The organism is Vibrio sp. B1-2 (assembly GCF_963888445.1).
Lineage (GTDB): Bacteria > Pseudomonadota > Gammaproteobacteria > Enterobacterales > Vibrionaceae > Vibrio > Vibrio anguillarum.
The window spans coordinates 216,842-240,674 of the sequence record NZ_CAWPJH010000022.1; the positions used below are offsets into that span (position 1 = coordinate 216,842).

20 protein-coding genes are annotated in these 23,833 nt (G+C 43.4%); 9 read left to right on the plus strand and 11 right to left on the minus strand.

All coding sequences use genetic code 11. From position 1 onward, the window contains the following. Positions 1-16: 16 nt before the first annotated feature. Complete coding sequence (locus AACQ75_RS09250; RefSeq protein ID WP_013867962.1) at positions 17-526, minus strand: hypothetical protein; 510 nt, start codon at positions 524-526, stop codon at positions 17-19. Positions 527-714: 188 nt separating this feature from the next. On the opposite strand from AACQ75_RS09250, the gene AACQ75_RS09255 reads away from it, so the two are divergent. The 3 genes from AACQ75_RS09255 (at position 715) to AACQ75_RS09265 (ending at position 4,617) form a co-directional block, all read left to right on the plus strand. Further along, positions 715-1,191: a CreA family protein gene (locus AACQ75_RS09255; RefSeq protein ID WP_026028212.1), complete on the plus strand. Its 477-nt coding sequence runs from the start codon at positions 715-717 to the stop codon at positions 1,189-1,191. A 113-nt stretch (positions 1,192-1,304) separates the two neighbouring features. Further along, positions 1,305-2,609 carry an inosine/guanosine kinase gene (locus AACQ75_RS09260; protein ID WP_013867964.1) on the plus strand — a complete coding sequence of 435 codons (1,305 nt, stop codon included), beginning with the start codon at positions 1,305-1,307 and terminating at the stop codon, positions 2,607-2,609. Positions 2,610-2,901: 292 nt separating this feature from the next. Beyond that, positions 2,902-4,617: a putative bifunctional diguanylate cyclase/phosphodiesterase gene (locus AACQ75_RS09265; protein ID WP_094151859.1), complete on the plus strand. Its 1,716-nt coding sequence runs from the start codon at positions 2,902-2,904 to the stop codon at positions 4,615-4,617. Between the two features lie 120 nt (positions 4,618-4,737). On the opposite strand, the gene AACQ75_RS09270 is transcribed toward AACQ75_RS09265, so the two are convergent. The 6 genes from AACQ75_RS09270 to AACQ75_RS09295 all read right to left on the minus strand — a co-directional run bounded on the left by AACQ75_RS09270 (position 4,738) and on the right by AACQ75_RS09295 (position 13,432). Continuing rightward, positions 4,738-5,457, minus strand: coding sequence for a carbonic anhydrase (locus tag AACQ75_RS09270; protein WP_170888535.1), 720 nt, complete (start codon positions 5,455-5,457; stop codon positions 4,738-4,740). Positions 5,458-5,615: 158 nt separating this feature from the next. Further along, positions 5,616-7,298: a pyridoxal phosphate-dependent decarboxylase family protein gene (locus AACQ75_RS09275; protein ID WP_170888536.1), complete on the minus strand. Its 1,683-nt coding sequence runs from the start codon at positions 7,296-7,298 to the stop codon at positions 5,616-5,618. A 53-nt stretch (positions 7,299-7,351) separates the two neighbouring features. After that, positions 7,352-9,262, minus strand: coding sequence for a methyl-accepting chemotaxis protein (locus tag AACQ75_RS09280; protein ID WP_017043354.1), 1,911 nt, complete (start codon positions 9,260-9,262; stop codon positions 7,352-7,354). A gap of 266 nt (positions 9,263-9,528) precedes the next feature. Further along, positions 9,529-10,458 (minus strand): agmatinase, encoded by a 930-nt coding sequence (gene speB, locus AACQ75_RS09285; protein WP_013867969.1) that lies wholly within the window; start codon positions 10,456-10,458, stop codon positions 9,529-9,531. Further along, a complete protein-coding gene (gene speA / locus AACQ75_RS09290; protein WP_026027469.1) occupies positions 10,459-12,369 on the minus strand; it encodes an arginine decarboxylase in 1,911 nt (636 codons plus the stop codon). 187 nt (positions 12,370-12,556) lie between these two features. Continuing rightward, entirely contained in the window at positions 12,557-13,432 is an 876-nt protein-coding gene (locus AACQ75_RS09295) for a tetratricopeptide repeat protein (protein WP_088733455.1), read from the minus strand. Between the two features lie 288 nt (positions 13,433-13,720). On the opposite strand from AACQ75_RS09295, the gene proV reads away from it, so the two are divergent. The 6 genes from proV to AACQ75_RS09325 all read left to right on the plus strand — a co-directional run bounded on the left by proV (position 13,721) and on the right by AACQ75_RS09325 (position 19,602). Beyond that, positions 13,721-14,908, plus strand: a complete 1,188-nt coding sequence (proV, locus tag AACQ75_RS09300) for a glycine betaine/L-proline ABC transporter ATP-binding protein ProV (protein WP_170888537.1) — start codon at positions 13,721-13,723, stop codon at positions 14,906-14,908. A 2-nt stretch (positions 14,909-14,910) separates the two neighbouring features. Next, a complete protein-coding gene (gene proW, locus AACQ75_RS09305; protein ID WP_170888538.1) occupies positions 14,911-16,017 on the plus strand; it encodes a glycine betaine/L-proline ABC transporter permease ProW in 1,107 nt (368 codons plus the stop codon). After that, on the plus strand, positions 16,014-17,021 hold the full coding sequence (proX, locus tag AACQ75_RS09310) for a glycine betaine/L-proline ABC transporter substrate-binding protein ProX (RefSeq protein ID WP_170888539.1): 1,008 nt from the start codon (positions 16,014-16,016) through the stop codon (positions 17,019-17,021). The genes proW and proX overlap by 4 nt, the downstream gene beginning before the upstream one ends. A 4-nt stretch (positions 17,022-17,025) precedes the next feature. After that, positions 17,026-17,556, plus strand: coding sequence for a MarR family winged helix-turn-helix transcriptional regulator (locus AACQ75_RS09315; RefSeq protein WP_013867975.1), 531 nt, complete (start codon positions 17,026-17,028; stop codon positions 17,554-17,556). Positions 17,557-17,692: 136 nt separating this feature from the next. Further along, positions 17,693-18,259, plus strand: coding sequence for a mechanosensitive ion channel domain-containing protein (locus AACQ75_RS09320; protein WP_013867977.1), 567 nt, complete (start codon positions 17,693-17,695; stop codon positions 18,257-18,259). Then, positions 18,256-19,602, plus strand: a complete 1,347-nt coding sequence (locus AACQ75_RS09325; protein WP_017046070.1) for a magnesium transporter — start codon at positions 18,256-18,258, stop codon at positions 19,600-19,602. Before AACQ75_RS09320 ends, AACQ75_RS09325 begins: the two co-directional genes overlap by 4 nt. A gap of 133 nt (positions 19,603-19,735) precedes the next feature. Here the strand turns inward: AACQ75_RS09325 and AACQ75_RS09330 are convergent, their stop codons facing one another. The 4 genes from AACQ75_RS09330 to ectA are packed head-to-tail and all read right to left on the minus strand — an operon-like array spanning position 19,736 to position 23,439. Then, a complete protein-coding gene (locus AACQ75_RS09330; RefSeq protein WP_094166021.1) occupies positions 19,736-21,151 on the minus strand; it encodes an aspartate kinase in 1,416 nt (471 codons plus the stop codon). A 48-nt stretch (positions 21,152-21,199) separates the two neighbouring features. Further along, on the minus strand, positions 21,200-21,586 hold the full coding sequence (locus AACQ75_RS09335; protein ID WP_017048323.1) for an ectoine synthase: 387 nt from the start codon (positions 21,584-21,586) through the stop codon (positions 21,200-21,202). A 9-nt stretch (positions 21,587-21,595) separates the two neighbouring features. Continuing rightward, positions 21,596-22,861: a diaminobutyrate--2-oxoglutarate transaminase gene (ectB, locus tag AACQ75_RS09340; protein WP_170888540.1), complete on the minus strand. Its 1,266-nt coding sequence runs from the start codon at positions 22,859-22,861 to the stop codon at positions 21,596-21,598. A gap of 11 nt (positions 22,862-22,872) precedes the next feature. Then, positions 22,873-23,439: a diaminobutyrate acetyltransferase gene (gene ectA, locus AACQ75_RS09345; RefSeq protein WP_017046068.1), complete on the minus strand. Its 567-nt coding sequence runs from the start codon at positions 23,437-23,439 to the stop codon at positions 22,873-22,875. Positions 23,440-23,833 lie beyond the last annotated feature (394 nt).

Below are 23,833 nucleotides of genomic sequence, written 5' to 3' on the forward strand. Positions count from 1 at the left end.
ATTCCATCAGGACAAGCTACTGTTCTATAAAAACATTACCATTGCACTCATGATTAGCACGCCATTTTGCGAGCAACAACCGCGTGAATACATCTTCACCTCCAAATGCATTTTTATCCAGAGTAACGATGTCGGAGATGAGTATCTCATGTGAAGTGGAGGTGACGATACCAGCAGCCACAGGCTCCCCGTTTTGAAAACCTAAGTAAAGCTCGCAAGGTGCTGAATAAATGATTTGGGTAAAGAATTCGATAACTTTTGATTGATCGTTTTTATCGCTCCATAAGCTTGCTTGCAACAGAGCAAACCATATTGTCATCCGATGAAAATCAACCAAATAAACCTCTTCAAGCAACGATAGGTTAGGCTCCTCAGTGAGCTCAATAAAAGGGCGAGAACTGCGTTGAACAACCGCTTTTTGGTAGAGATCTCGACCTTGTAAGCTCTCCTCTGTTGGAAATTCGACATTCACTTGGTCAAATAGCCATTGGTTTTTAATGGCGGCAACGTCAGGTTGGTTAATCATTGTTATTTACTTCTTCTTCTAATTGTTGCAAGCAGGATACTGACCAGATCGATATGCGACAAGCCATTACTCACATTATCCTCATCTAAACTGCAGATATGCAGGCCAAAACATCAACATAACAGCCTATATCATTCTCCTTTGATGCTGCTATCATGTGCAGAAAGATGGATAAATGGATTATAGACATGAACAAGAAACTCATCACCACCGCATTCATACTTAGCTTTGGTTTAGTTGGCTGCGATAGCAATGAAGTTGGCGATGTATCGCTCGGATTTTTCACGCTTAAAGACGTAAAAATCGAAAATCTAAGTGATGATATTGTGACTGGTGTTACGTGCCATATTGCTTCAATTGAGGCTAATTTAAGTCTTTCTGATCCAAGTGATAGCTCAATCTCGTGTCGTCAGACTGGTGACATTACGCCAGAGATGATTGCAAAAATTGATAAGAGCAAATCAGGCGAAATCGTGTTTAAGAAGTCAAAAAGTATTTTCTTCAAGTCAATGAAAGTCAGACGTATCTACGATGCAGAAAATCAAACCCTGATCTACTTGTCTTATACTACCAAAGAAACAGATGGTAGCTTCAAGCACAGCCTATCGACCGTACCGCTTTGGGGGACTAAGGCTTATAGTACGGACATAACGCTCACTAAATAGCCGCTAACGCCTCGGTGCTCTGGATTTAGCTCACTTTTTTATGTAATAAAAATGAAAGGAACCTTTCACATCCGTGATATGATACGGGAAATTTTCAATTCTCATTTTTCAACATGAAGTTTCCTGGACAGCGTAAATCTAAGCACTATTTTCCGACTCATGCTCGTGACCCTCTCGTCAATCAAATTCAACAAACGGCTATGCTCCACCGCCCAACAGTGGTCGGTGTTGGGCAAACCATTGTTGATATTGAAGCCCGTGTAGACAATGAGTTCTTAGAGAAACATCAATTGAGTAAAGGTCACTCACTGGTGCTCGAAGAGAGCAAAGCCGATGCGCTCTATGAAGAGCTAGTCGAACGAGGTTTAATTACTCACCAATACCCGGGAGATACGATTGGCAACACACTGCACAACTACTCTGTGTTGGCCGATAGCAAATCCGTTTTGCTCGGCGTGATGTCCAAAAATATTGAAGTCGGCTCATACAGCTATCGTTATTTGTGTAGAACCTCATCGCGCATGAACCTAAACCATCTTCAAACTGTCGATGGTCCTATCGGGCGTTGCTACACCCTAATTTCTGATGATGGAGAGCGCACCTTCGCCATTAATGAAGGGCATATGAATAAACTTCGCCCTGATAGTGTTCCTGAAGAGGTTTTTGAAAAAGCTTCCGCTTTAGTTGTTTCTTCTTACTTAATGCGTGGAAAACCGGAAGATCCAATGCCACTTGCGGTCAAACGCGCTATTGAGATCGCTAAATCCAAGCACATTCCAGTGGTGTTAACCCTAGGCACTAAGTATGTAATTGAAGGTAATGCGAAGTGGTGGCAAGACTACATCAAAGAAAACATCACAGTCGTCGCCATGAATGAAGAAGAAGGTGAAGCGTTAACTGGTGAGAAAGATCCACTGCTTGCGGCTAACAAAGCACTCGAATGGGTAGATTTAATCCTCTGCACCGCGGGGCCCGTGGGTCTTTATATGGCTAGCTACACTGATGAAAGTGCAAAGCGCGAAACTGAACTACCTCTCCTACCGGGTAATATTGCTGAATTTAACAAGTACGAATTTAGCCGTGCGATGCGAAAACAAGACTGCCTCAACCCAATAAAAGTGTATTCACACATTGGCCCTTACTTGGGTGGCCCATTGGAAATCAAAAACACTAACGGAGCGGGAGACGGAGCGCTATCGGCTTTATTGCACGATATGGCCGCGAATAGTTATCATCAACGTAATGTTCCAAACTCTGCCAAACATGATGTGCCGTACCTCACTTACTCTTCGTTATCTCAGATCTGCAAATATGCAAACCGTGTCAGCTACGAAGTGCTCACACAGCACTCTCCTCGTTTATCGCGAGCATTACCAGAACGTGAAGATAGCCTAGAAGAAGCGTATTGGGATCGTTAAATCGTATGACTTCTACATGAATAAAAGCGACAATTTGTCGCTTTTATTCTTTCCACAACGAATAAACCGCACGATGCGATCCTACGTTATTTAAGTCTCACCATTTCGTTTCAGAAATAACAACTGCCGTGAAATAAACTGATAACTTGTGCCTAATTGATGAATCAATAGTTTTATAATTGAGACATCTTAGTACAAGCGTTATAGTACTCTTTAAAGATGAGTCATAAAGGTTTTGGATCAAGACTCACAATTATCATCCATTGCTGCTTTCGCTTGAATTAGGATTAACATGACAATGTCATTTCCGCAGGAAGAGTATTCAATTTCAGACCTAGACAGTGCCGTTGCAAAGCAGCGTCTGGTTCATGTTCTCGATTTTTTTAGTCAAGGTCTGTTTTATATGAGCAGCGATGGAAACATGGTGCTCTATAATCCAACATTTTATGTACAATTTGGTGTAAACAGCGAAACTATTTCCTATGCTGATTGGCTGAGTTTGGTCCATCCTATGGATCGTGCACTGCTCAACAGCCGCGTCGACAAGCATATCAGCACCACTGAATCAAGGGAATCGATTCAATACCGAGTCAAAAAAGCAAATGGTCAATATATCTGGTTAGAGGGGAATGCGGTCACAAAAAGTGTGAACGGTGAACATTTTATGGTGGGTAGCCATAAAGATATCTCCGATCAAAAATTGATGGAAGATTACATTCATCAAGCTGCATTTTTTGACAGCTCATCAGGCCTCTATAATCGAAGTAAATTACTGCTCGATATTGATGAGAAAGCACTCAAAATTGGAGAGCCTTATTCACTTATCTACATCCAACTTGAAGATATTAAGTCTTATCTCAATCAATACGGCTCAGATATTGTTAAAGATTTACTGAATCACGTCGTCAGTGCACTGCGTGAACTGCCCGATGAATTTGCTGATTTTTACCGTATTCGCTCTGACGATTTTGCCATATTACTTAGAGGAGAACGCTCATACGATGAGCTCAAGCATATCTGCTCTCAAATAATGAAGCACTATTCGAAATCAGCCACGGAGCATGGGCACCTCTATGGTAATGATATTAGCATTGGTGTCTATCCTGAGATAAACCGTGCTATATCTGCCGATGAGTTGTTAAATATTGCATCACGAACTTGCCAATTTGCTAGTGCCAAAAATCATTCTCGTATCGAAATTTACAGTGGCCGAATTCAAAAAAACGTTGATCGTTATTTCTTCATCGAAAGAGGCTTAAAGGAAGCATTAGATCAACGTTCATTGTCCGTGAAATTCCAACCCATTATTCATGCACAATCAGGGCAGGTATCCAGCTTTGAAGCCTTAGTCCGCTGGCGCTCAAAAGAGTTTGGTGAGATTTTCCCGGACGAATTTATTCCCGTTGCAGAAAAAAAGGGGCTGATTGTTGATTTAGGCTATTTTGTCTTCAAAAAAGCCTGTGAGTTTATTGGCCGTTACAATAAACAAAATGGGGTTAATATTCGGGTTAATATTAATGTTTCAGTCCTTCAACTTCTGAAAAGTGACTTCCCACAACAGATACTAACAATGGCTAAGGCTTCCGGTGTATTGCCCTCTTCTATTGTGTTAGAACTGACGGAAACTGTCATACTCGATGGAGATAAAAATGCGATTAACCAGCTTCACTCCTTAAATGAAATGGGGTTTCAACTGTCGCTGGATGATTTTGGCGCTGGTTTTAGCTCACTCAATAGCTTCTTTGATTTGCCCCTCAATCAAATTAAAATAGACAAAAGCATTGTATGGAAAACACTGACTAACCCAGCATCAGAACAATATTTAGCCTTTCTCATCCAGTTTTGTCACACCAATGGCGTCGACATTGTTATTGAGGGGGTTGAAAATGGCGACATGTACCAAAAATTTAAAGAGATGGGGGCAACTTATTTACAAGGCTATTGGTTTTCAAAACCACTATCTTTAGCCAGTGCAAGCCGCTATACATTAAATGCTGTCAATGAATAAGCACAAAAAATAGATTAGCTAAATTAAGCACTTACACCTAAAATTTGAAGAAGCAGAGCGGAAAGGAAATAGTAAACCCTGTGAGCCCGACTGCGACTTCAAATCGCTCAAAGAGCGTTGTTATTCTTTTTCTAGCACTAAGCGAGCATTGTGAGCTTGTATGGGCCGATTGTTATTTCCCATCACACTATGTAGTGCTGCACTTTGTTGCTGTGACAAACTGTTCGGCTGCTTGGCCACAAACCATCTCACGCCTTCACTGCAAGGTGGCGTTGTGAGTGACCCATTAAAACGGTAATACTCATCTAGCTTAGGTAACAGTGACTGTACTGCTAACTCTTTTGCTAACGGCACACTCGCCCCAACTTTAGGCAACTCCGCAGTAAGCTGGGCTAATGGTTCGTTCTGTGCGCCCGTTTCAAACATCACCGCCAAAACTGCCAGATTGCCAGCCGCATCAGCATGCACAAAATGCGCTTCTAAAGGATATTGATGTCCTTTAATTAAGTTTTCAGAAGGGGTATGGAAGTGAAATTGTTTGAGTTCAAATTCTGTACCATCCACTACCAGTGTATTTTTCCCTGAAACTGAGGCTTGCAGCGTGTGTCCATTGTTGGTCAATGCACCCACAACGCCTGAATAGTGGATATCTAAAGATTTTAAATCAGCTTCAACGAGGCCATTGATATCAATTGGGCTTTGATTTTTGCCCATTTCACAAATTTTAGAAACATGTCCCCAATGTTCAGGGCCACGTTCACCTTCATATCCCCATTCATTTGCTTGCGCCACATAGGTAAAGCAAACGCTAATTGCTAGGGTCAACAGTTGTTTTTTCATTATCGTTCCTTGAGACAGCTTGTTATCTAAAATGTAACATTCAGGTTAATATCACGCGCACATGGTAATACATTCTTCATACCGCATCCGTGGTGAAAAATAACATTACATTGACGTGACTAGTCATTCATTTCAGTTCGCGCTCACCCTTTCCATGGCTAGCGCCGAACAATGTTTTGGCAAAACTGTTCGATATGTTTTCGGGTGGTATTGGGGTTCATTAAAACCGCTTTTTCTCCCGGAATATGTAAACAATGTCCAGTGTCATCATAATGAGTGCGCGCAATCGAATCGACCCAATTGGTGTTAAGATGCTGGCCTTTATGAGATAAGAACTGATGACGATGGTAGAGCGTATTCTCTACTATCGAATCAACCATAGACCCCTGACGTGCGACGTTCATTTCTTGATCAAACATCGATTCAGCACACGTCACTTTCTGTGGGTCATAGAGACGAAAAGTAACACTTGGCCCTTGGTTTTCTACTGCTGCCACCTTGCAGTGTGGTAGAGCGGCTAATTGGCAGCGTAAATAATTAGCATTTTGCAATGTATGACCAATCACGGTTTGGTAGCCTTCGATACCTAAATGTTGCAGTGCTGAATAGGCAGAAAAAACACCCACGGCACTGCGTGAACATTCAATGGTCGATTGCAAATGGCTCTCTTCTCTTTGAGCATGTTCAAAGTAGGAGTAATAACCGGGATCTGTTTTTAATACCGCGAGATCGTGTTTGTTTTTGAGCATCACCAAGCTGGAAGTATAAGGGACATAACCCCATTTTTGAAAATCGACCGTAAATGAATCCGCTAATTGTAAACTTTTAATCCTCGGCAATAAGGATTCAATACCCGTCAGTGTTGCCCGATTAAGCGATAAAGGGTTGCGTTCAAAATCATACTCTTGAAAAAACAACATACTCCACCCAACAGCAGCATCAACATGAATATGTGGTTTTATCGAAATCGCATATTCTTGGCATCTTCTTTCTCTTATCGCATAAACCTGTTCAATATCATCAGTTGCGAAGGTATCGGTACTGCCAAATGTCAGCATTATGCTAGGAACAGCAATGCCATTTTTAAAACAGAAAATCAATTGTTGGTCTAATTCAGCCAAATCCATTTCATTGTTATCTTTAACTTTGATCCGAATCGCTTTACCTTGAACATCAACCCCCAACAACGACAAATTTGTCATGTTTGAATAGTGACCTGCTTCTGAATTGAATATCCTGTAATCTTCGCCCGCCAAACCATTCAGAGCTGACTTTGGCAACGCTTTTCGAATACCTAATAGATAGCCGTACAAATTACAAAATGTACCTCCTTGTGTGAATACTCCAGTCGCTTGATCACTATCATAACCAGCTAAATGCGCGATTTGCCGCACGACTAATTTTTCCAGTTCAATGGCATCTCCCGCATATTCGCTATAAACCAAGTTAGGGTTGGCAATAGTCGCAAGTAGCGCACCGTGAATGGCCGGATCACAAGGTGTCGAGATCACATTTTCCACTGAGCGAGGGTCATCCCAGTTTTTTGAACGTTTGGCGGCATAAAGCGCTAAGTCGTTAAAAGGGTGAATGGCGTGGCTCGAGTGTCGAGGAATGGTGTTTGAATGCCGTAATTGTTGCTGCAATGCAGTATTTACCACGGTTGGCGCATCAATTTTTCGCTCTTCAAGCCAACGGGCGATCTCGTGAATACGATACAAAGGCCAACGATTGGGATCGCGAGCAAAAAAATGCGCTTTCACTGTCTGGAAAATTTGCTCAAACGCAGGGTTCAGTTGGTTGCCGTGCTCATCTAGCCACACGCTATAATACGCTGTTTTCATGATGCTCTCTCCATGCTTAATCCCAAATAAAACGCCGCGTTAGCGGCGTTTTATTACTTTAATTTAAAGTTGGAGACCAAGCGGTCAAGCTCATGGTTTGAGTAAGAGAGTGACTCTGTAGCACTAACGGTTTGTCTGCCACTCACCACCAATGATTCAACGATGTCTCTTATCGCTAGCATATTGCGACTGAGCTCTTCTGCGACTGTACTTTGCTGTTCGGTCGCAGCTGCGATCTGCGTACTCAAATCATCAATTTCGGACACGGAAGTGCTCATGATGTTTAAACTGCCAGAAACTTCAGACGTTTTATCTGCTGTGGTTTGACATTGGTTTTTAGTTTTGTCCATTGCGGCTACAACGCTATCCGTCCCTTCAAGTAGCTTGGCCAGCATATCTGATATTTCAGTAGTGCTGTTTTGCGTTCTCGCCGCTAAAGCACGAACTTCATCTGCAACCACCGCAAACCCACGGCCTTGCTCACCCGCACGCGCCGCTTCGATCGCCGCATTCAACGCAAGCAAGTTCGTTTGCTCTGAAATAGCGCCAATCACGGTCAATACTTCGCTGATCTTGATCGCATCTTTGTTCATATTGGCAATGCGCTCAGACATCTGTTCAACATCACTCACCAATGAGCTGACCGTTTCAACCGCATTATTCACAATAATAATCGATTGTTTGGCCTCTTTGCTCGCCGAGTCAGTAATGTGATTCGATTGCGTGACGCTCTCTGCCACAGTACGTGCACTTTCACTCATTTCAGTAATGGCCGTCACCACTTGCTCTGTTTCAGATGAGTGCGAAAGCAGCATCCGCTCATTTTCCTTTGCCGTTTGACCTAACTGCTCAATATTAGAGGAGATGTTTTGACTGGCATCAGATATTTGCAACATCATTTTTTGTAGATTTTCTGAGAATAAATTGAAGCCTTGGCTTATCTGCGCTAAGTCATCATCACCATTCACCTCCAAGCGGCGTGTCAAATCACCAGAGCCTTTCGAAAGATCAAGTACCGCTTTTTTCAGGCGTAGCAAAGGCTTGTAGATATAATTAAGAATGACGAAGATTGCCGCGACGCTGATAATGAGCAAAATCACCCCAGTGTAAATAGCGCTACTTTGCGCTTCATACACATTAGCTAACGCCGTACCTTTGTCGACGAACACCATCATGGTCCAGTACATATTATCGGTTAGGTTAACGCGCTTGAAATAACCATCAAACTCAATGCCTAAATAAGGAAATGACAAATGACCAGCATCTTGCTGGCTAAAAAGTTTCTCCATTTCGAGGAAATTAGGGCTGACTTGCGAGGGCGTTCGTCCAATATCACTAGGATCATCACTAGCAAAAAAGACAGCATGCTTGTCGGTTAGTGTCGCTGCACCGCCGGCAAAGCGCATATTACTGACTTGGACAATAACCTCATCCAGTTGGATATCTCCCAGCAAAACACCAATGAAACGGCTTTGTTGGTAGACAGGCATAACTACACTAATAACCTGCTTACCGGTGATTTTATCTTCATAAATTTCAGTTACCTGAGCAGTTCGAGAGGTTTTTGCTTGCTGATACCAATCCCTACTGGTGAAATTTTGTTGACCTGTAACAACTCCGTTGTCTTTGTCAAACGACATATAGGCACGGCCATCGTCATACGCCATAATGACATTTGAAATTTGCGCACTCTCAGCTAACAATCGAACTAAGTTGACATTCTCTTGATCAGAAAGAGCAGATCGGAAATGTTGTGAACCTTTAACTACGGCTTGATAACGTGTTTTCACCCAAGATTCGAGTTCAGAAACGTGATAGTTGAGCTTGTTTTGAGTTTCTGTGGTTAAAGAGGTAATCATCTTCTCTTTTAACGACAGCATGTTGATGGTGCCCAAAACGATTAAAGAAATCGCAACGAGCAGTGCTACGCTCACATATATTCTGCTTTTAAAACCTAAAGTCATAGATTCACCCTCACCGTATAACAGCTAGAAAGATTAAGGTGAAACTTGATCATATTATTAATATGAATGGTAGACCAATGAGACACCTAGCCAACTTAATAAAATTGGTACACGGCGAACACTTATGCAAGTTATGTCATTAATATTTATTATTGAGTGCGCAAAGTGAATTTTACATTGAAAGACAAGATGATGATTTTTAATGGAAATACGTTGAGATGATGGTTAAGAAAAACGCGCAGTGGTGCTGCGCGCTGACTTATTTTTTATGACGCCACGTTTGGCTTAGAAGCCCAAACGTAAAGCAGCTCTAGAGCAATTGTCGCACCAGCCAAAGCCGTTAGCTCACTTTGATCGTACGGAGGAGAAACTTCAACAACATCCATTCCCACCAAATTAATACCGGCCAATGCACGAATGATTTTCAGCACTTTATCGGAATTCAATCCACCACATACTGGCGTACCCGTTCCAGGAGCAAAAGCGGGATCTAAGCAGTCAATATCAAACGTTAGGTATACGGGTTTATCACCAATAGTTTGACGAATATTAGCGACGATCTCTTCCACTGACATATCATTCGCTTGCATCGCATTGATGACATTAAAACCGTGCCCTTCCTGTTTGTATTCGGTACGAATACCCACTTGCACAGAATGCTTGGCTGAGATTAACCCTTCCTTCGGCGCATGATAGAACATAGTGCCGTGATCATAAGCGCTGCCATTGGCATAGGTGTCTGTATGAGCATCAAAGTGAATCAATGCCATTTCGCCATAATATTTGGCATAAGCGCGCAATATAGGCAGCGTGATAAAGTGGTCACCACCTAAAGCAAGCATGGTTTTGCCACTTTTTAGAATTTCGCTAGTCGCCGCTTCTAAGCGATAAGTGAAATCTTCAGCGTCACCACAATCAAACACCAAATCACCCGCGTCGATCACTTTGGTATCTTGGAACAAGTTAAAGTTCCAAGGAAACTTTTTACCTTCCCATGCAAGGTTCACTGAAGCGCGACGAATCGCATCTGGACCCATTCTCGCCCCCGGGCGACCTGATGTAGCCATATCCAAAGGTACGCCCAGTACCACGACATCGGCATCTGCACTTACTGGGTCTTTAACATAAGGACGACGTACAAACGTCATCGCATTGGAATACAGGGAATAATCAGTTTTAGTAAACAAATCATTCATTTAAAAATCCTCTAGATAGGTATAACCGCTCAAGCCTTGCTCAAGCTCTTGCAATACATTTTCTTGTTCTTCAACCGCCACACGCTGGCTAACTAATTCGCGGTAGTTTTTACGGATAGCATCCACATCAATATGAACATAGCGCATCATATCTTCAACCGTGTCTCCTTCGTTGATCGATACGATTTCGGTTTCTCCATTCTCTGCCATGTTCACCACCACGCTGTGTGTGTCGCCAAATAGGTTATGCATATCGCCTAAGATCTCTTGATAGGCTCCTACAAGGAAGAATCCCATCAAATACGGTTCATCAGCATTCCATGCTGGCACTGGCAGCGTTGTTTCAATACCTTGCCCCTCGACGTATTGCTCGATGGCACCATCAGAATCACAGGTGATATCCAGCATCACGGCGCGGCGATCTTCCACTTTTTCAAGGCCAGACAATGGCAACACAGGGAAAACTTGGTCGATTCCCCACGCATCTGGCAATGATTGAAACAGTGAAAAGTTAACAAAAAACTTATCCGCCAAACGCTCATTCAGTTCATCCAAAATAGGACGATGGAAACGGTTTTTGGTACTCATTTGCAGTGTCAATTCGTGATAAATGCGCAGCGATAGCTGTTCAGCCCAAGCACGGTGCTGAAGGTTAATAACGCCAGTCGAAAACTGGTTGTGCGCTTCCGACAGATCGCTTTGCGTATCGTTGTAAATTTCAATCAGTGCACGCGCATCAGAGCCTTCACTTAAGCTTTGCCAGTTACGCCACATGTTTTGTAGCAATACCGGAGCTTCTTCACCGACTTCTGGAATCTCTTCTGGGTAATACGCTTCTGTACCAATAACATTAGTGATAAGTACGGCGTGGTGCGCGGTAATCGAGCGGCCTGATTCAGAAATAATGACTGGCCTTGGCTGACTATATAACTGGCACACATCGCTTACCGTGCTTACGATATTGCGTGCATATTCAGCTAAACCATAGTTCATCGAGTTGGATGATTGACTGCGTGTACCGTCGTAGTCCACCGCCAAACCGCCACCCACATCGAAGAAGTCAATCTCCGCACCAATATCACGCAGCTCGCAGTAAAAACGCGCCGCTTCGTTCACGCCATTACGCACATCACGAATATTCGCCATTTGCGAACCTAAGTGGAAATGCACCAGTTGCAATGCTTCTAATTGCTGCTCTTTTTTAAGGCGTTCGATAACGGTCAACACTTGAGATGCAGAGAGCCCAAACTTCGATTTTTCACCACCACTCGCCTGCCATTTCCCCGCGCCTTGAGAAGCTAAACGAATACGGAGCCCTAAACGTGGTTTCACGCCTAGGCTTTTCGCTTCTTTCAGCACGAGATCCAGCTCAGACAATTTTTCCAAAACGATGAATACTTTATGGCCAAGCTTTTCACCAATCAGGGCCAGACGAATGTACTCTCTGTCTTTGTAGCCGTTACATACAATCACTGAACTTGCTTGTTGGGCTAAAGCCAATACCGCCAATAATTCTGGCTTACTGCCCGCTTCCAATCCAAGCTGTTTAGTCTCTAGCTGCGCTTGGCTGGCTAAAATCTCATCTACCACTTCTTTTTGTTGGTTCACTTTGATTGGGTAGACCAACAGGTAGTTGTTTGGATATTGGTATTCTTCAATCGCCTGATTAAAGGCGTCACAAATGTTATGTACGCGTTGATGCAGGATCTGCGGAAAACGTACAAGCACAGGCAAATTTAAATCACGCGCTTCAAGCTGCTTTACGATCGAACTCAAGGGGGTTTGGTGCGCCTTATCATGGCGCGGCGAAACATAAACTTCGCCTTGATTGTCAATACCGAAGAAGCCTTGGCTCCAATAATGAACATTGTAGTCAGCGCGAACGCGATCTAATTTGGATGGTTGTTCCACATCTAATCTCACAAAAACAGAGAGTAAAAAGTGAATCAGAAAGTCTGATATCACGACTTGACGCCTGTAACGTCAGGCGCATTAACGGTTAAAAGCGTATGTGTGTCTAATGATAATAATTTGTCGTTAAGATTACGTTTGATTATCACCAGTTCGTTATAAAAAGTGGATGAAATTTAATACAAAATCAAATGTTGCTACTGATCAGCTCGTCAAACTTCTTATTGCCGTGTAGCCCTTCTAAATCAGCTTCTTCTGCAATTAAATCTCGCAATGAAGCGCTAATTTCCGTGGCTCTTTGTAAATCCTCAATCGCTTGTTCTTCGGCTCCGATACGCGCATACGCACATGCTCGTTGGTACAAGGCTGGCGCATTAGCATCATCCAACTCTAGCACGCGATTACATAGACTCAGTGCCCAGTAGTATTCTCGAATTTCCATCGCAGCATCTGCTTTGTATGTCAACGCTTCCAAATCTCCGGGACGGATTTTTAAAATTTCGTCATACACTTCAATACGCTGCTCTGGTGTTTGGACACTTTGCGCTCTCAACCATAAGTTATGGATTTCATTAATAATTTCAATTTCACGGTTGTTTTCGGTAATGATGCGTGTTTTGCGCTTAAGATCTCGCTCCAAGGCGAGGAATTTTTTCTCATATTCCTGCGCAATTTGATTTAGCCGTTTATCGGCCAGTTCACGCGTGTTGTGCTTCACTTCTTTAAGTGACTGCCAACCAATTAATGCAACTAATGAGGCAACACCAGCAATGACATAGAAAAAATAGGTCACCGTCACATTCGAGTAATTCAGTGACTTGTCTGCAACGGACAGCTCTCTGTCGGTAATTTGAATCGTGAGTCGCCGTTCAAGATCTTGTTGATCTTGTCTTAACGCTTTCAACTCATCCAATATGTAGCGCTCAACCAAAGGACGATCCAGTATTGGTGATTCAGAATAGGGCTCTTCCTGTGCCTGCGTTGGGAAAGACGTTAGCACTATCAGGAACAAGAATAGCGGCAATAATTGCCGCACAATCGGTTGCTCATTTATTTTTCTCACTCTCTACCTCTTTCATCAGACACGTTGTCGATTTATTCGTCGCCATTTTCAAATCTGCACACCGATGGACTCAAATTTCTCTGGCCTGTCATCCATATACAACCATTTCAACTCAAACTATTTTTTGTTTTTTTAAATTTATTTTTGATATAAAAAATCAGTAAGTTAATGACAAAATAGCTAATGACAGCTGGGTTAAAACTTGAAAACCGTCAAATTAATGTTTAGTGTACTATACATATTTACGGCTAAACATTAAATAGCCATGAAGAACAAAGGATGTAAATCATGTCACCCGTGTTAGAAGTTAAGAACCTCTACAAGGTATTTGGAGAGACTCCACAACAGGCTTTCCCGCTGTTAGAAAAAGGGTTGGATAAAGACCAAATTTTCGAGCAAACCGGACTCACTGTTGGGGTCAAGGATGTGTCTCTTTCAATCAATGAAGGGGAGATTTTTGTCATTATGGGTTTGTCCGGTTCGGGCAAGTCCACTTTAGTTCGATTGTTGAACCGCCTGATTGAGCCAACCCAAGGAAGTGTTTTACTGAAGGGTAAGGATATTGCTCATATTTCAGAGCAAGAGCTGCGCGATGTGAGACGTAAAAATATCTCAATGGTATTTCAGAACTTCGCACTCATGCCACATATGACCGTTCTTGAAAACGCTGCCTTTGGATTAGAACTATCAGGAGTGGTGGCTCATGAACGTAATAAAAGTGCAAAAGAAGCGCTCGCTCGGGTTGGCTTAGACGCCTACTGTGAGTCATTCCCTGATGAGTTATCGGGTGGGATGAAACAACGCGTTGGTTTGGCCCGTGCACTCGCCAACGACCCTGACATTTTGTTAATGGACGAAGCATTTTCTGCACTCGACCCGTTAATCCGCACCGAAATGCAAGATGAACTAATCCGCCTGCAAAATGATGATAAGCGAACCATCGTTTTTATTTCTCATGACCTTGATGAAGCAATGAGAATTGGTGACCGTATCGCCATCATGCAAGATGGCATCGTCGTACAAACGGGCACGCCCGATGAAATATTGCATCATCCTGCTAACGATTACGTCAGTTCATTCTTTCGTGGCGTTAATGTTGCCAGTGTTTTTTCAGCTAAAGACATTGCCCGCAAAAAACCCGCGGCCGTTTTTAAAAAACACGACAATGATGGCCCGGCTGCAGCAATGCAGTTACTGATGGATCATGACCGAGACTACGGAATTGTAGTTGACCGTACGAATAAATACTCTGGCATTGTGTCGCTCGACTCTCTGAAACAAGCTCTCAAGCAACAAACATCGCTTAGCGCGGCACTACTGCCTGATATTGTGACGGTTGATCCGGAGCTGTCTGTTAGTGAATTAATCAGCCAAGTGGCTGAAGTCCCCTACGCCGTGCCTGTTGTCGATCTGCAGGGAAATTATTACGGCGTGATCACCAAATCACGCTTATTGCAGACTTTGGATAGGGAATAATTATGACAACGGAAACCAACATTCAATCCACAGAGGCGCTTGACCCATGGGCGTCTGCCGCGCAAACGCCTGCCAGCAGCGATCCTTGGTCAGCGACTACTGCGTCTCCAACTACAGCAGGTGATTGGTTAAATGGCGCAACCGACGCTCCCGCGCCTTTCGATTGGTTGCACCCATTTCAAGATGCAATTATCCCCTTTGATCACTGGGTTGAAACCGGGCTGGGTTGGTTAGTGGAACACGGTAGGCCATTATTTCAAGCTGTCAGAGTACCTGTTGATTTTATTTTAAGTTCATTTGAAACCACGTTAGTTTCAACGCCAGCGCCTGTGATGTTGTTGATTTTATTTTTGATCACATGGCAACTTGCTGGACCTAAAATGGGTATCGCTTCATTAGCCTCGCTGATTACGATTGGATTAATCGGAGCCTGGTCACAAGCAATGGTCACCCTCGCCTTGGTCATGACCTCGGTATTCTTTTGCCTATTGATTGGCTTGCCACTTGGGATTTGGCTGGCCAGAAATCAAACGGCTGCAAAATTCATCCGCCCCGTTTTGGATGCGATGCAAACCACGCCCGCATTTGTGTATTTAGTCCCGATCGTGATGCTGTTCGGAATTGGCAACGTACCTGGCGTGGTGGTAACCATTATTTTCGCCCTGCCACCGATTGTTCGTTTAACCATCTTAGGTATTCAACAAGTTCCCGAAGAGCTTATCGAAGCAGGCCATGCATTCGGCGCAAGCCCAAAACAGATGCTCTACCGTATTCAGTTACCACTAGCCATGCCGACCATTATGGCCGGTGTCAACCAAACACTGATGCTATCGCTGTCGATGGTTGTAATTGCCTCCATGATTGCTGTCGGTGGCTTAGGGCAAATGGTTTTGCGTGGTATTGGCCGACTTGATATGGGACTCGCTGCCGTGGGGGGACTTGGCATTGTCATTCTCGCCATCTTACTTGATCGCCTAACTCAGCATATCGGTACAGAAAATCGCGATCAAAAAGTACGCTGGTATCAAACCGGCCCTATCTCACCCTTTTATTTACTGAAGCAAAAACTGACTCATCAGAGTGCCAACAATCTAGGAGAACAGAAATGAATTACGCATGGAAGACGTTAATCTCAACCAGTTTAATCGCATCGGCGTCATTACCCATCAGCGCTTGGGCTGATAAACTTCCTGGCAAAGGTATTAGTGTACAACCCGTACAATCGACAGTGGCTGAAGAAACATTTCAAACTCTCATCGTGAACAAAGCGATGGAAGCGCTGGGGTACGATGTCAAACCGACCAAAGAAGTCGACTACAACGTGGCTTATACTTCGATTGCCGAAGGCGATGCAACCTATCTCGCCGTTGGGTGGTTTCCTTTACACGCCGACAAATACTCGATGGCGGGCGGCGACGCCAAGTTCTATCGAAAAGGTCAATATATATCAGGAGCAGCACAAGGCTACTTGATTGATAAAAAAACGGCAGATAAATACGGTATTACCAATATTGCTCAGTTAAAAGACCCTAAAATCGCCAAGCTGTTTGATGCAAATGGCGATGGTAAAGCAGACTTAACTGGCTGCACACCCGGCTGGGGTTGTGAGATGGTGATTGAGGAGCACTTAACCGCCTACGGTTTACGACCGACCGTGACTCACAACCAAGGTAACTATGCCGCTATCATTGCCGATACAATTTCACGCTACAAAAAAGGCGACCCTATCCTTTATTACACTTGGACACCTTATTGGGTTAGTGGGGTTTTGGTCCCTGGTAAAGATGTCACTTGGCTTGAAGTCCCTTTCTCTGCCCTACCTGGTGAGCGCAAAAATATCGATACAACCCTACCCAACGGAAAGAACTTCGGCTTTGAGATGAACAGCATGCTGATTGTCGCCAATAAAAAATTCGCTCTAGAAAACCCAGCCGCAGCAAAACTTTTTGAAATCATGAAGTTGAATATTAATGATATCAGTGCGCAAAACATGATCATGAGTAAAGGTAAAAACTCTGCCAAAGATATTGAAGCTCATGTCAATGGTTGGATAAAAGCTCACCAATCTGAATTCGATTCGTGGATAAAAACCGCCAAAGAAGCCGCTAAGTAAGAATATGGAGCCACCCATATCAAAAGGGTGGCTCTGCTTATTTTCAAGGAGGAAAGTATTGGATATTCATGAAGAAGTACTGGTCGCTATACGCCAAATTATTCGTGCGACAGATCTCCATTCCAAAAAAATAAACAAAGATTTTGGCCTCACTAGCCCCCAACTATTGTTAATGCGTGCGATCCAAAACTCGGCCGATATGACCATAAAGCAACTCTCCGATCATACTAATATGAGCCAAGCTACAGCGACCAGCATTTTGGATCGCTTAGAAAAGCGCGCACTGATCATTCGAGAGCGAGATCAACAAGATAAACGTAAAGTTCATGCATTGTTGACCCCAACAGGAGATGAATTATTACTCAAAGCACCCACACTGCTAAAAGATAGCTTTATTGAACAATTTCAGGCGTTAAACGCATGGGAACAAACTCTCATTCTCTCCACTTTACAGCGGTTATCGATGATGATGAAAACACCAGAAATAGAAGCATCGACGCTATTGTCTAGTCTAGAACCCGATGACCCTCTCTAGTTTTTATTCGACCGACTAAAGCAAATTGGTTACTTTTTTCTCAACCCAATTCCAATTATCAACCTCAGCCAGATTAGAGGTTGTAATTGACTGAATTTCGGTTATTTTGAACCAAATCTCCTTTTTCTGATTCGTCATGGAATACTTAGACTTATTTCAAAAAAATTATCAATGGATCATCACGATCATGGCGTTGCTTATTTATCCTAAAACAGCCAGCTACACCGTGCGATGGTTTGAGAATATGGTCATAGGCAAAGTCGATATTCATCGGCTTAAACGAGCACGTTGGCTGGTGAAGACCTTACTCTTCTTGGTGTTAGTGTTGACTCTGCTAATGATGTGGGGCGTGGAACTGCGTGGGTTATTGGTTGTTGGCTCATCACTTTTTGCGTTGCTTGGCGTCGGTTTGTTTGCAGGTTGGTCTTTGCTGAGCAACGTCACCTCATTTCTGGTTTTATTTGTACAAAACCACTGTCGCATCGGTTTATGGGTGCGAGTGGTGGATGGCGCAAATTTTGTTGAAGGTAAAATCGTCGACATGAACCTACTCAATGTCGTATTAGAGAATGTTGATGGCAATACAGTGCTCTATCCAAACAACCTCTTTATTGTTCGCCCTGTAATTGTATTAAACAAAACTCCAGAAAAAGCCGTAAAAAAAATCGAGAAGAAACAACTTCCTATCGGAGTAAAACGTTGAACGAATATCAAGACCTTTCACTGCATATTGAAACGATTTCAAAAGCCGATGAGCAGCAACAAATCGACTTACTCGGCGAGTACGTGGAAAGTGGGCTTGATGAAAGCTCGATCGCAATCATCTTAGAAGCTTTTCCTGTCGAGCAGCGGGTACGTCTGTGGCGTAGCCTACCCTTAGAGCTACACATTGATGTACTGACAGAGATGCGTGCTGAAGTACGTTTTTCTATCATCAACGCACTGTCAGAAATAGAACTAAAACTGACTCTCGCCAAACTCGATAACCTATCTCTGCTCGAATGGGCCGATTCTCTGCCTGATGAAATCATCAGTGAAGCGCTGCGCTTAATTAGTCGCGACGAGCTTGAATTGTATGATCAAGCCAATGCCTATGAAGATACTGAAGTTGGCCACTGGGCAAACCGTAAAGTGTATACCTTGCCTTTCAGCATCAGTGTCGACAAAGCCAAGATACTATTGGAGAAATATCATTATGACTCTCCACAACATATCTATTTGATCAACAAAGCAAAAAAATTCCAAGGTATCGTGAGTTATACAGAAATTTTGCTTGCTGAAAGCAAAACTTTACTGAAAAACATCAAGCAAGATGATCTCTTTACGCTGAATGCTCACCAATCACTTTCTGAAGCAGTAGAAGCGTTAGAACATTCCCAATTGCCGACCGTCGCCATCATTGATAACCATGAAATCTTAGTGGGTGAAATTGACTGGCAATTTGCCCTGAGTACACAACGAGAGATTTACGAATCGCGCTTAATGGCCGGTACAGGTATGGATGAAGGAGATGACTTATTTGCACCCATCATTAAAAGCTCCAAAAAACGAGGCCTTTGGCTCGGGATCAACCTGCTGACCGCCATCCTCGCTTCGGTCACTATAGGGATGTTTGAAACTGTCATCTCGCAAGTTGTCGCGTTAGCGGTGTTGATGCCAATTGTTGCCTCGATGGGCGGTATTGCGGGAAGTCAAACCTTAACCTTGATGGTACGTGCCATGGCATTGAACCAAATTACACCGGGTAACCGTTTTGCGTTGCTCAAAAATGAAATTGGTATTGGTTCCATTAACGGTTTGTTATGGGCGTTGATCATTGGTGCCTTGGCAGGGCTCTGGTTCCAGTCAGCGATGATTGGCGCCACCATTTCACTGGCCATTGTTGTAAATATCATTACCGCCGCGCTGTTTGGGGTACTCATCCCGATCACGCTTGATAAGTTTAAGCTTGACCCAGCATTAGCGGGCTCTGTCATCTTAACCACAGTAACGGATGTTGTCGGCTTCTTTGCCTTCTTGGGCACAGCAAGTTTAGTAATGTTGTAGCTTTCCAAACCGCTTGAAACCTAAGCGAGCTAAACCACTTAAAAAAACAGCCGCTCAGAAAATAAATCCCCAATCACGTAGATTACTATGTGATTGGGGGGCGATTGGGGGAACGATCCTTCAATCTGAACCGCTAAGCCGCTTTTTTGGTAGATAGCGGTTTCGCAATCAACACATCATGTAAAACACAAATCGCGCGATTGTAATCGTTGTCTTCTACTACGAATTGTACATTGACATTACGCATCGACGAGTGAGCGGCAATAGGGCTAATTTTTGCGTTAACTAACGCTTGCATACCTTGCGTTAATGCGTTGTTGGTGTTCATTGATGCACCGATTGCGGAAATGAGGGCGACCATTTTTCCTGATACGGATGCATTCGGGTAGCGCTTCTCTATTTTGTACAACACGTGGTTTAAGTTATCGCTGCTGCCACTGAGGTAATACGTCATCGAGTTTGCATTCATCTCTTTACCAACGAGATGTACCTTAGCTTCGGCGATCACTTCCATCAATTCATAACTGGCATTATCAATTTTCCCGACCATGCTTTGGTCAAAAATATGCAAGGCGAACACTTTGTCCTTGCCCGCAATAATCTCTACCTTATTGTTCTGAGGCTTATGAACATTGGAAATGAGAGTACCTTTATGCTCTGGTTCGAACGTATTTTTGATTCTGAGTTCAATCCCCTGCTGACGCAGCCCAGCTGCCGCATTCGGATGAATCGCTTCCATACCTAAATTAGCCAGTTGGTCTGCTACGTCAAAGTTCGTCAATCCCATCGGGCTAACCTTATCCGCGCCTACAATTCTCGGGTCTGCGGAGCTTAAGTGATACTCTTTATGGATGATCGCTTGCGTTGCGTTGGTTAATGCAGCAATGCGGCTAAAGGTCATTTCACTATAGCCACGATCATAGGTTTTCATTAATCCTTCATTACAGTAGGCGTAGCCAGTCACGATTGGCAATTGCGTTGCTACATCAATGTCTTCGAAGGCAGTCAAAATCACCTCATCTAAGCTTCCTGCTTGCCCATTATTCCACCCGGAGAGATCAATGAAGCATGCATTAATCCCAAGAGTTTTTAGCTTCAAACTGGTGTTATAGGCACTATGAGCCTCGCCTATTGAAGATAAAAATTCTCTCACCTGAGGCAAATACTGACGCAATGAAAACTGCCCGTATTGACACGTTTCTAGAATATTATTAATGCAGTTGACTGCTTCTGAGATCCGCGAACGAATAAATTTATCCGCGCGAATACGACTCATCGGATCGGCGAACAAATGCTCATTAATCAGCAACATACGTTGCTCAAGTTGGTACATGGCTTCTTGCCATTGCGTATCATGTTTCGCGATCATCTGGTAAATACCGGGCTTGCCAGTGCGTTTGCATTCCAGTAGGGCATCGGTAATAGTTGCATACGCTGATACCACAAACACTCGATCATAAGGGTGATGAGGCCTTAGTAAAATATTGTCGAGCACAGCATCAAAAGCGCTCATTGATGTTCCACCGATTTTTTCTACGGTGTAAGACATGGGATCTCCTTTTCTTTTAAATTGAATGCAGTGAATCGTCGCGAGTGATTACTCAATGATTGGGTAAACACCTTTTTCATCATGCGTTTCAGTTCCTGTCAGTGGCGGGTTAAAAACACATGCCATAACCATATCTGCACCAGAATAAGCTCTTAAATAGTGTTCATCATGTTGATCAAGGATGTACAAAGTGCCGGGCTTTATCGGGTAAGTTTCCCCTCCTATCACTTCGATTTCCCCTTCACCTGACATGCAATACACTGATTCCAAATGGTTTTGATAGTGAATATGGGTCTCGCCGCCTTTAAAGATAGTCGTGATATGAAATGAAAAACCCATATTGTCATCTTTCAGCAGCATACGAACGCTTTCCCAAGTTTGAGCAACAACCCGGCGCTCACTTTGGCGACACTCTTCTAATGTTCTAACAATCATTTTTTATTCCTAAGATGCTTTTTTAATTAACTGAGAGGCTAGCTCTTCTACCGCTTGTGCAAAAATATCTAAACCTTGGTCAAGTTCGGTTTCTGTGATAGTAAGTGGGCAGAAAAACTTAATTACTTCGTCATTTGGGCCTGCGGTTTCAATCACCATCCCTAGTTGAAAACAACGACGAGCAATTTTATGGGCGATCTCACCACTGCTGCATTCAATGCCTTGCATTAGTCCACGCCCTTTGTGGCGGTTAAACAGTGTGGGGAAACGACGCAGTGTGGTTTGAATGACATGCGTCACTTGCTTGGCTCGATGTGCGATATGAGTGGTAAAATCATCATTTGACCAATAGGTTTCCAGCGCTTTTGTAGCGGTTACAAAGGCGTGATTATTACCGCGAAAGGTTCCGTTGTGCTCTCCCGGTTTCCACACATCTAACTCAGGTTTCAGCAGCACAATCGCCATAGGTAACCCATAACCACTGAGCGATTTCGATAGCGTCACTATGTCCGGTTTTATTGCTGATGGCTCAAAACTGAAAAAGGTTCCCGTACGTCCACAACCAGCTTGAATATCGTCAACGATAAGCAAAATGTCGTTTTTCTTACAGAGACGACTTAAGCGTTGCAACCACTCGTTGGACGCGCAATTTAAGCCACCTTCGCCTTGGACAACCTCCAATAATACCGCAGCCGGCTTGTCTAAACCCGATGAGTTATCATTCAGCATATTTTCAAATAGCGACAGGCCATCAATATTGGCATAGCCATCATAAGGGAGCCGCGTCACGCAACCTAAGCTAAGCCCAGCGCCGCCTCGATGATGTTGATTTCCAGTTGCGGCAAGTGCGCCATAAGAGCAACCATGAAAGCCGTTAGTGAAAGCCACAATATTACTTCTACCCGTAGCTTTTCTGGCCAGCTTCATTGCCGCCTCTACAGCATTAGTCCCAGTTGGACCAGTAAACTGCACTTTGTAGTCGAGGTTTCTTGGTTCAAGAATGAGACTTTCAAATACCGCGAGGAACTCAGCCTTGGCAGAGGAGTGCATATCCAAGCCGTGAGTAATGCCGTCTTTATCAATGTACTCCAATAGCGCCTGCTTAAAGAGGGCGTTATTGTGACCATAATTTAACGAACCAGCTCCAGCCAAAAAATCTAAGTAGCGATCACCAGAATCGGTAAATAGCCAGCTCCCTTTTGCCGTAGAGAAAACCACGGGAAAGTGATTAGCATAAGATTGCACGTTTGATTCTTTCTTTTTAAAAATGTCCATAACGATGATAGTTATCCTGTTAAGTTAGAACGAGGTTTGAGCGGAATGCGGTACAAATACTCGGTATCATGTTCACCTTCAAAGTGACGAGTTTGATCGAGAAAGGTCGATACCTCTCCTTGCTCGCCATGTGCTCGATCAAACTTCTTAAAGAGGCTCCATGAACCTTGATTGTTTTTCGTGATAGTCGTTTCCAATACACGAACATCAGCCATAACGTCACGAGCGAGCAATTCATGTAACAAATGTGAGGCAAGCCCTAGCCCACGAGCATTTGGATGCACGGCCACTTGCCAAATAAACAATTCATCAGAATTGTCAGGCTTTAAATAGGCCGAAATAAACCCCACGGTTTCGCCATTTCTTTCCGCTAAGATGCAGGTCTCTTGAAAGTGAATCGCTTGTAGGAAATTACAGTATGAGGAGTTTTCATCTAAGGGAGGGCATAGCCCAATCAAATCATGTACACGCTGCCCGTCGGCTTGATTAGGGGTACGAAACGTCCATTGTTCTGTCTTTGTTTGCATAATTTCCGGGTATGCAACCCAAGGTGCTGCTGTAATCATTGTCTGCCACATAAATAGTTAGAGCTCTAATCAAAAACCTCTATATAAACTAACAGTACAAATGAAAAATTCAACCCAAAAATTCAAAAAAATAACAACAATAGATATAAAGCACTGATTTAAAACGAATAAATAAGATTGGATACTTAACTAAAAAACCACCAATTAGTTAGATGTGTAATCAAATAAAAGTAAGATAGCAGAGCGAATGTGATTGAACCTAGCGGCATTAGCAATCTGAGTCGTTTTTGCAGTTTGCATTTGCAGCCTGCAAAAATTTTCTTGGTGAAGTTTGAAAAAACAAGGAAACAATAGCAACTAAGCGCTATAAAACTTGGCACGTATGCTGCAATAACTCTATCGACCCTTCTTAAGCCGAGGGTCACCTAGCCAACTGACGTTGTTA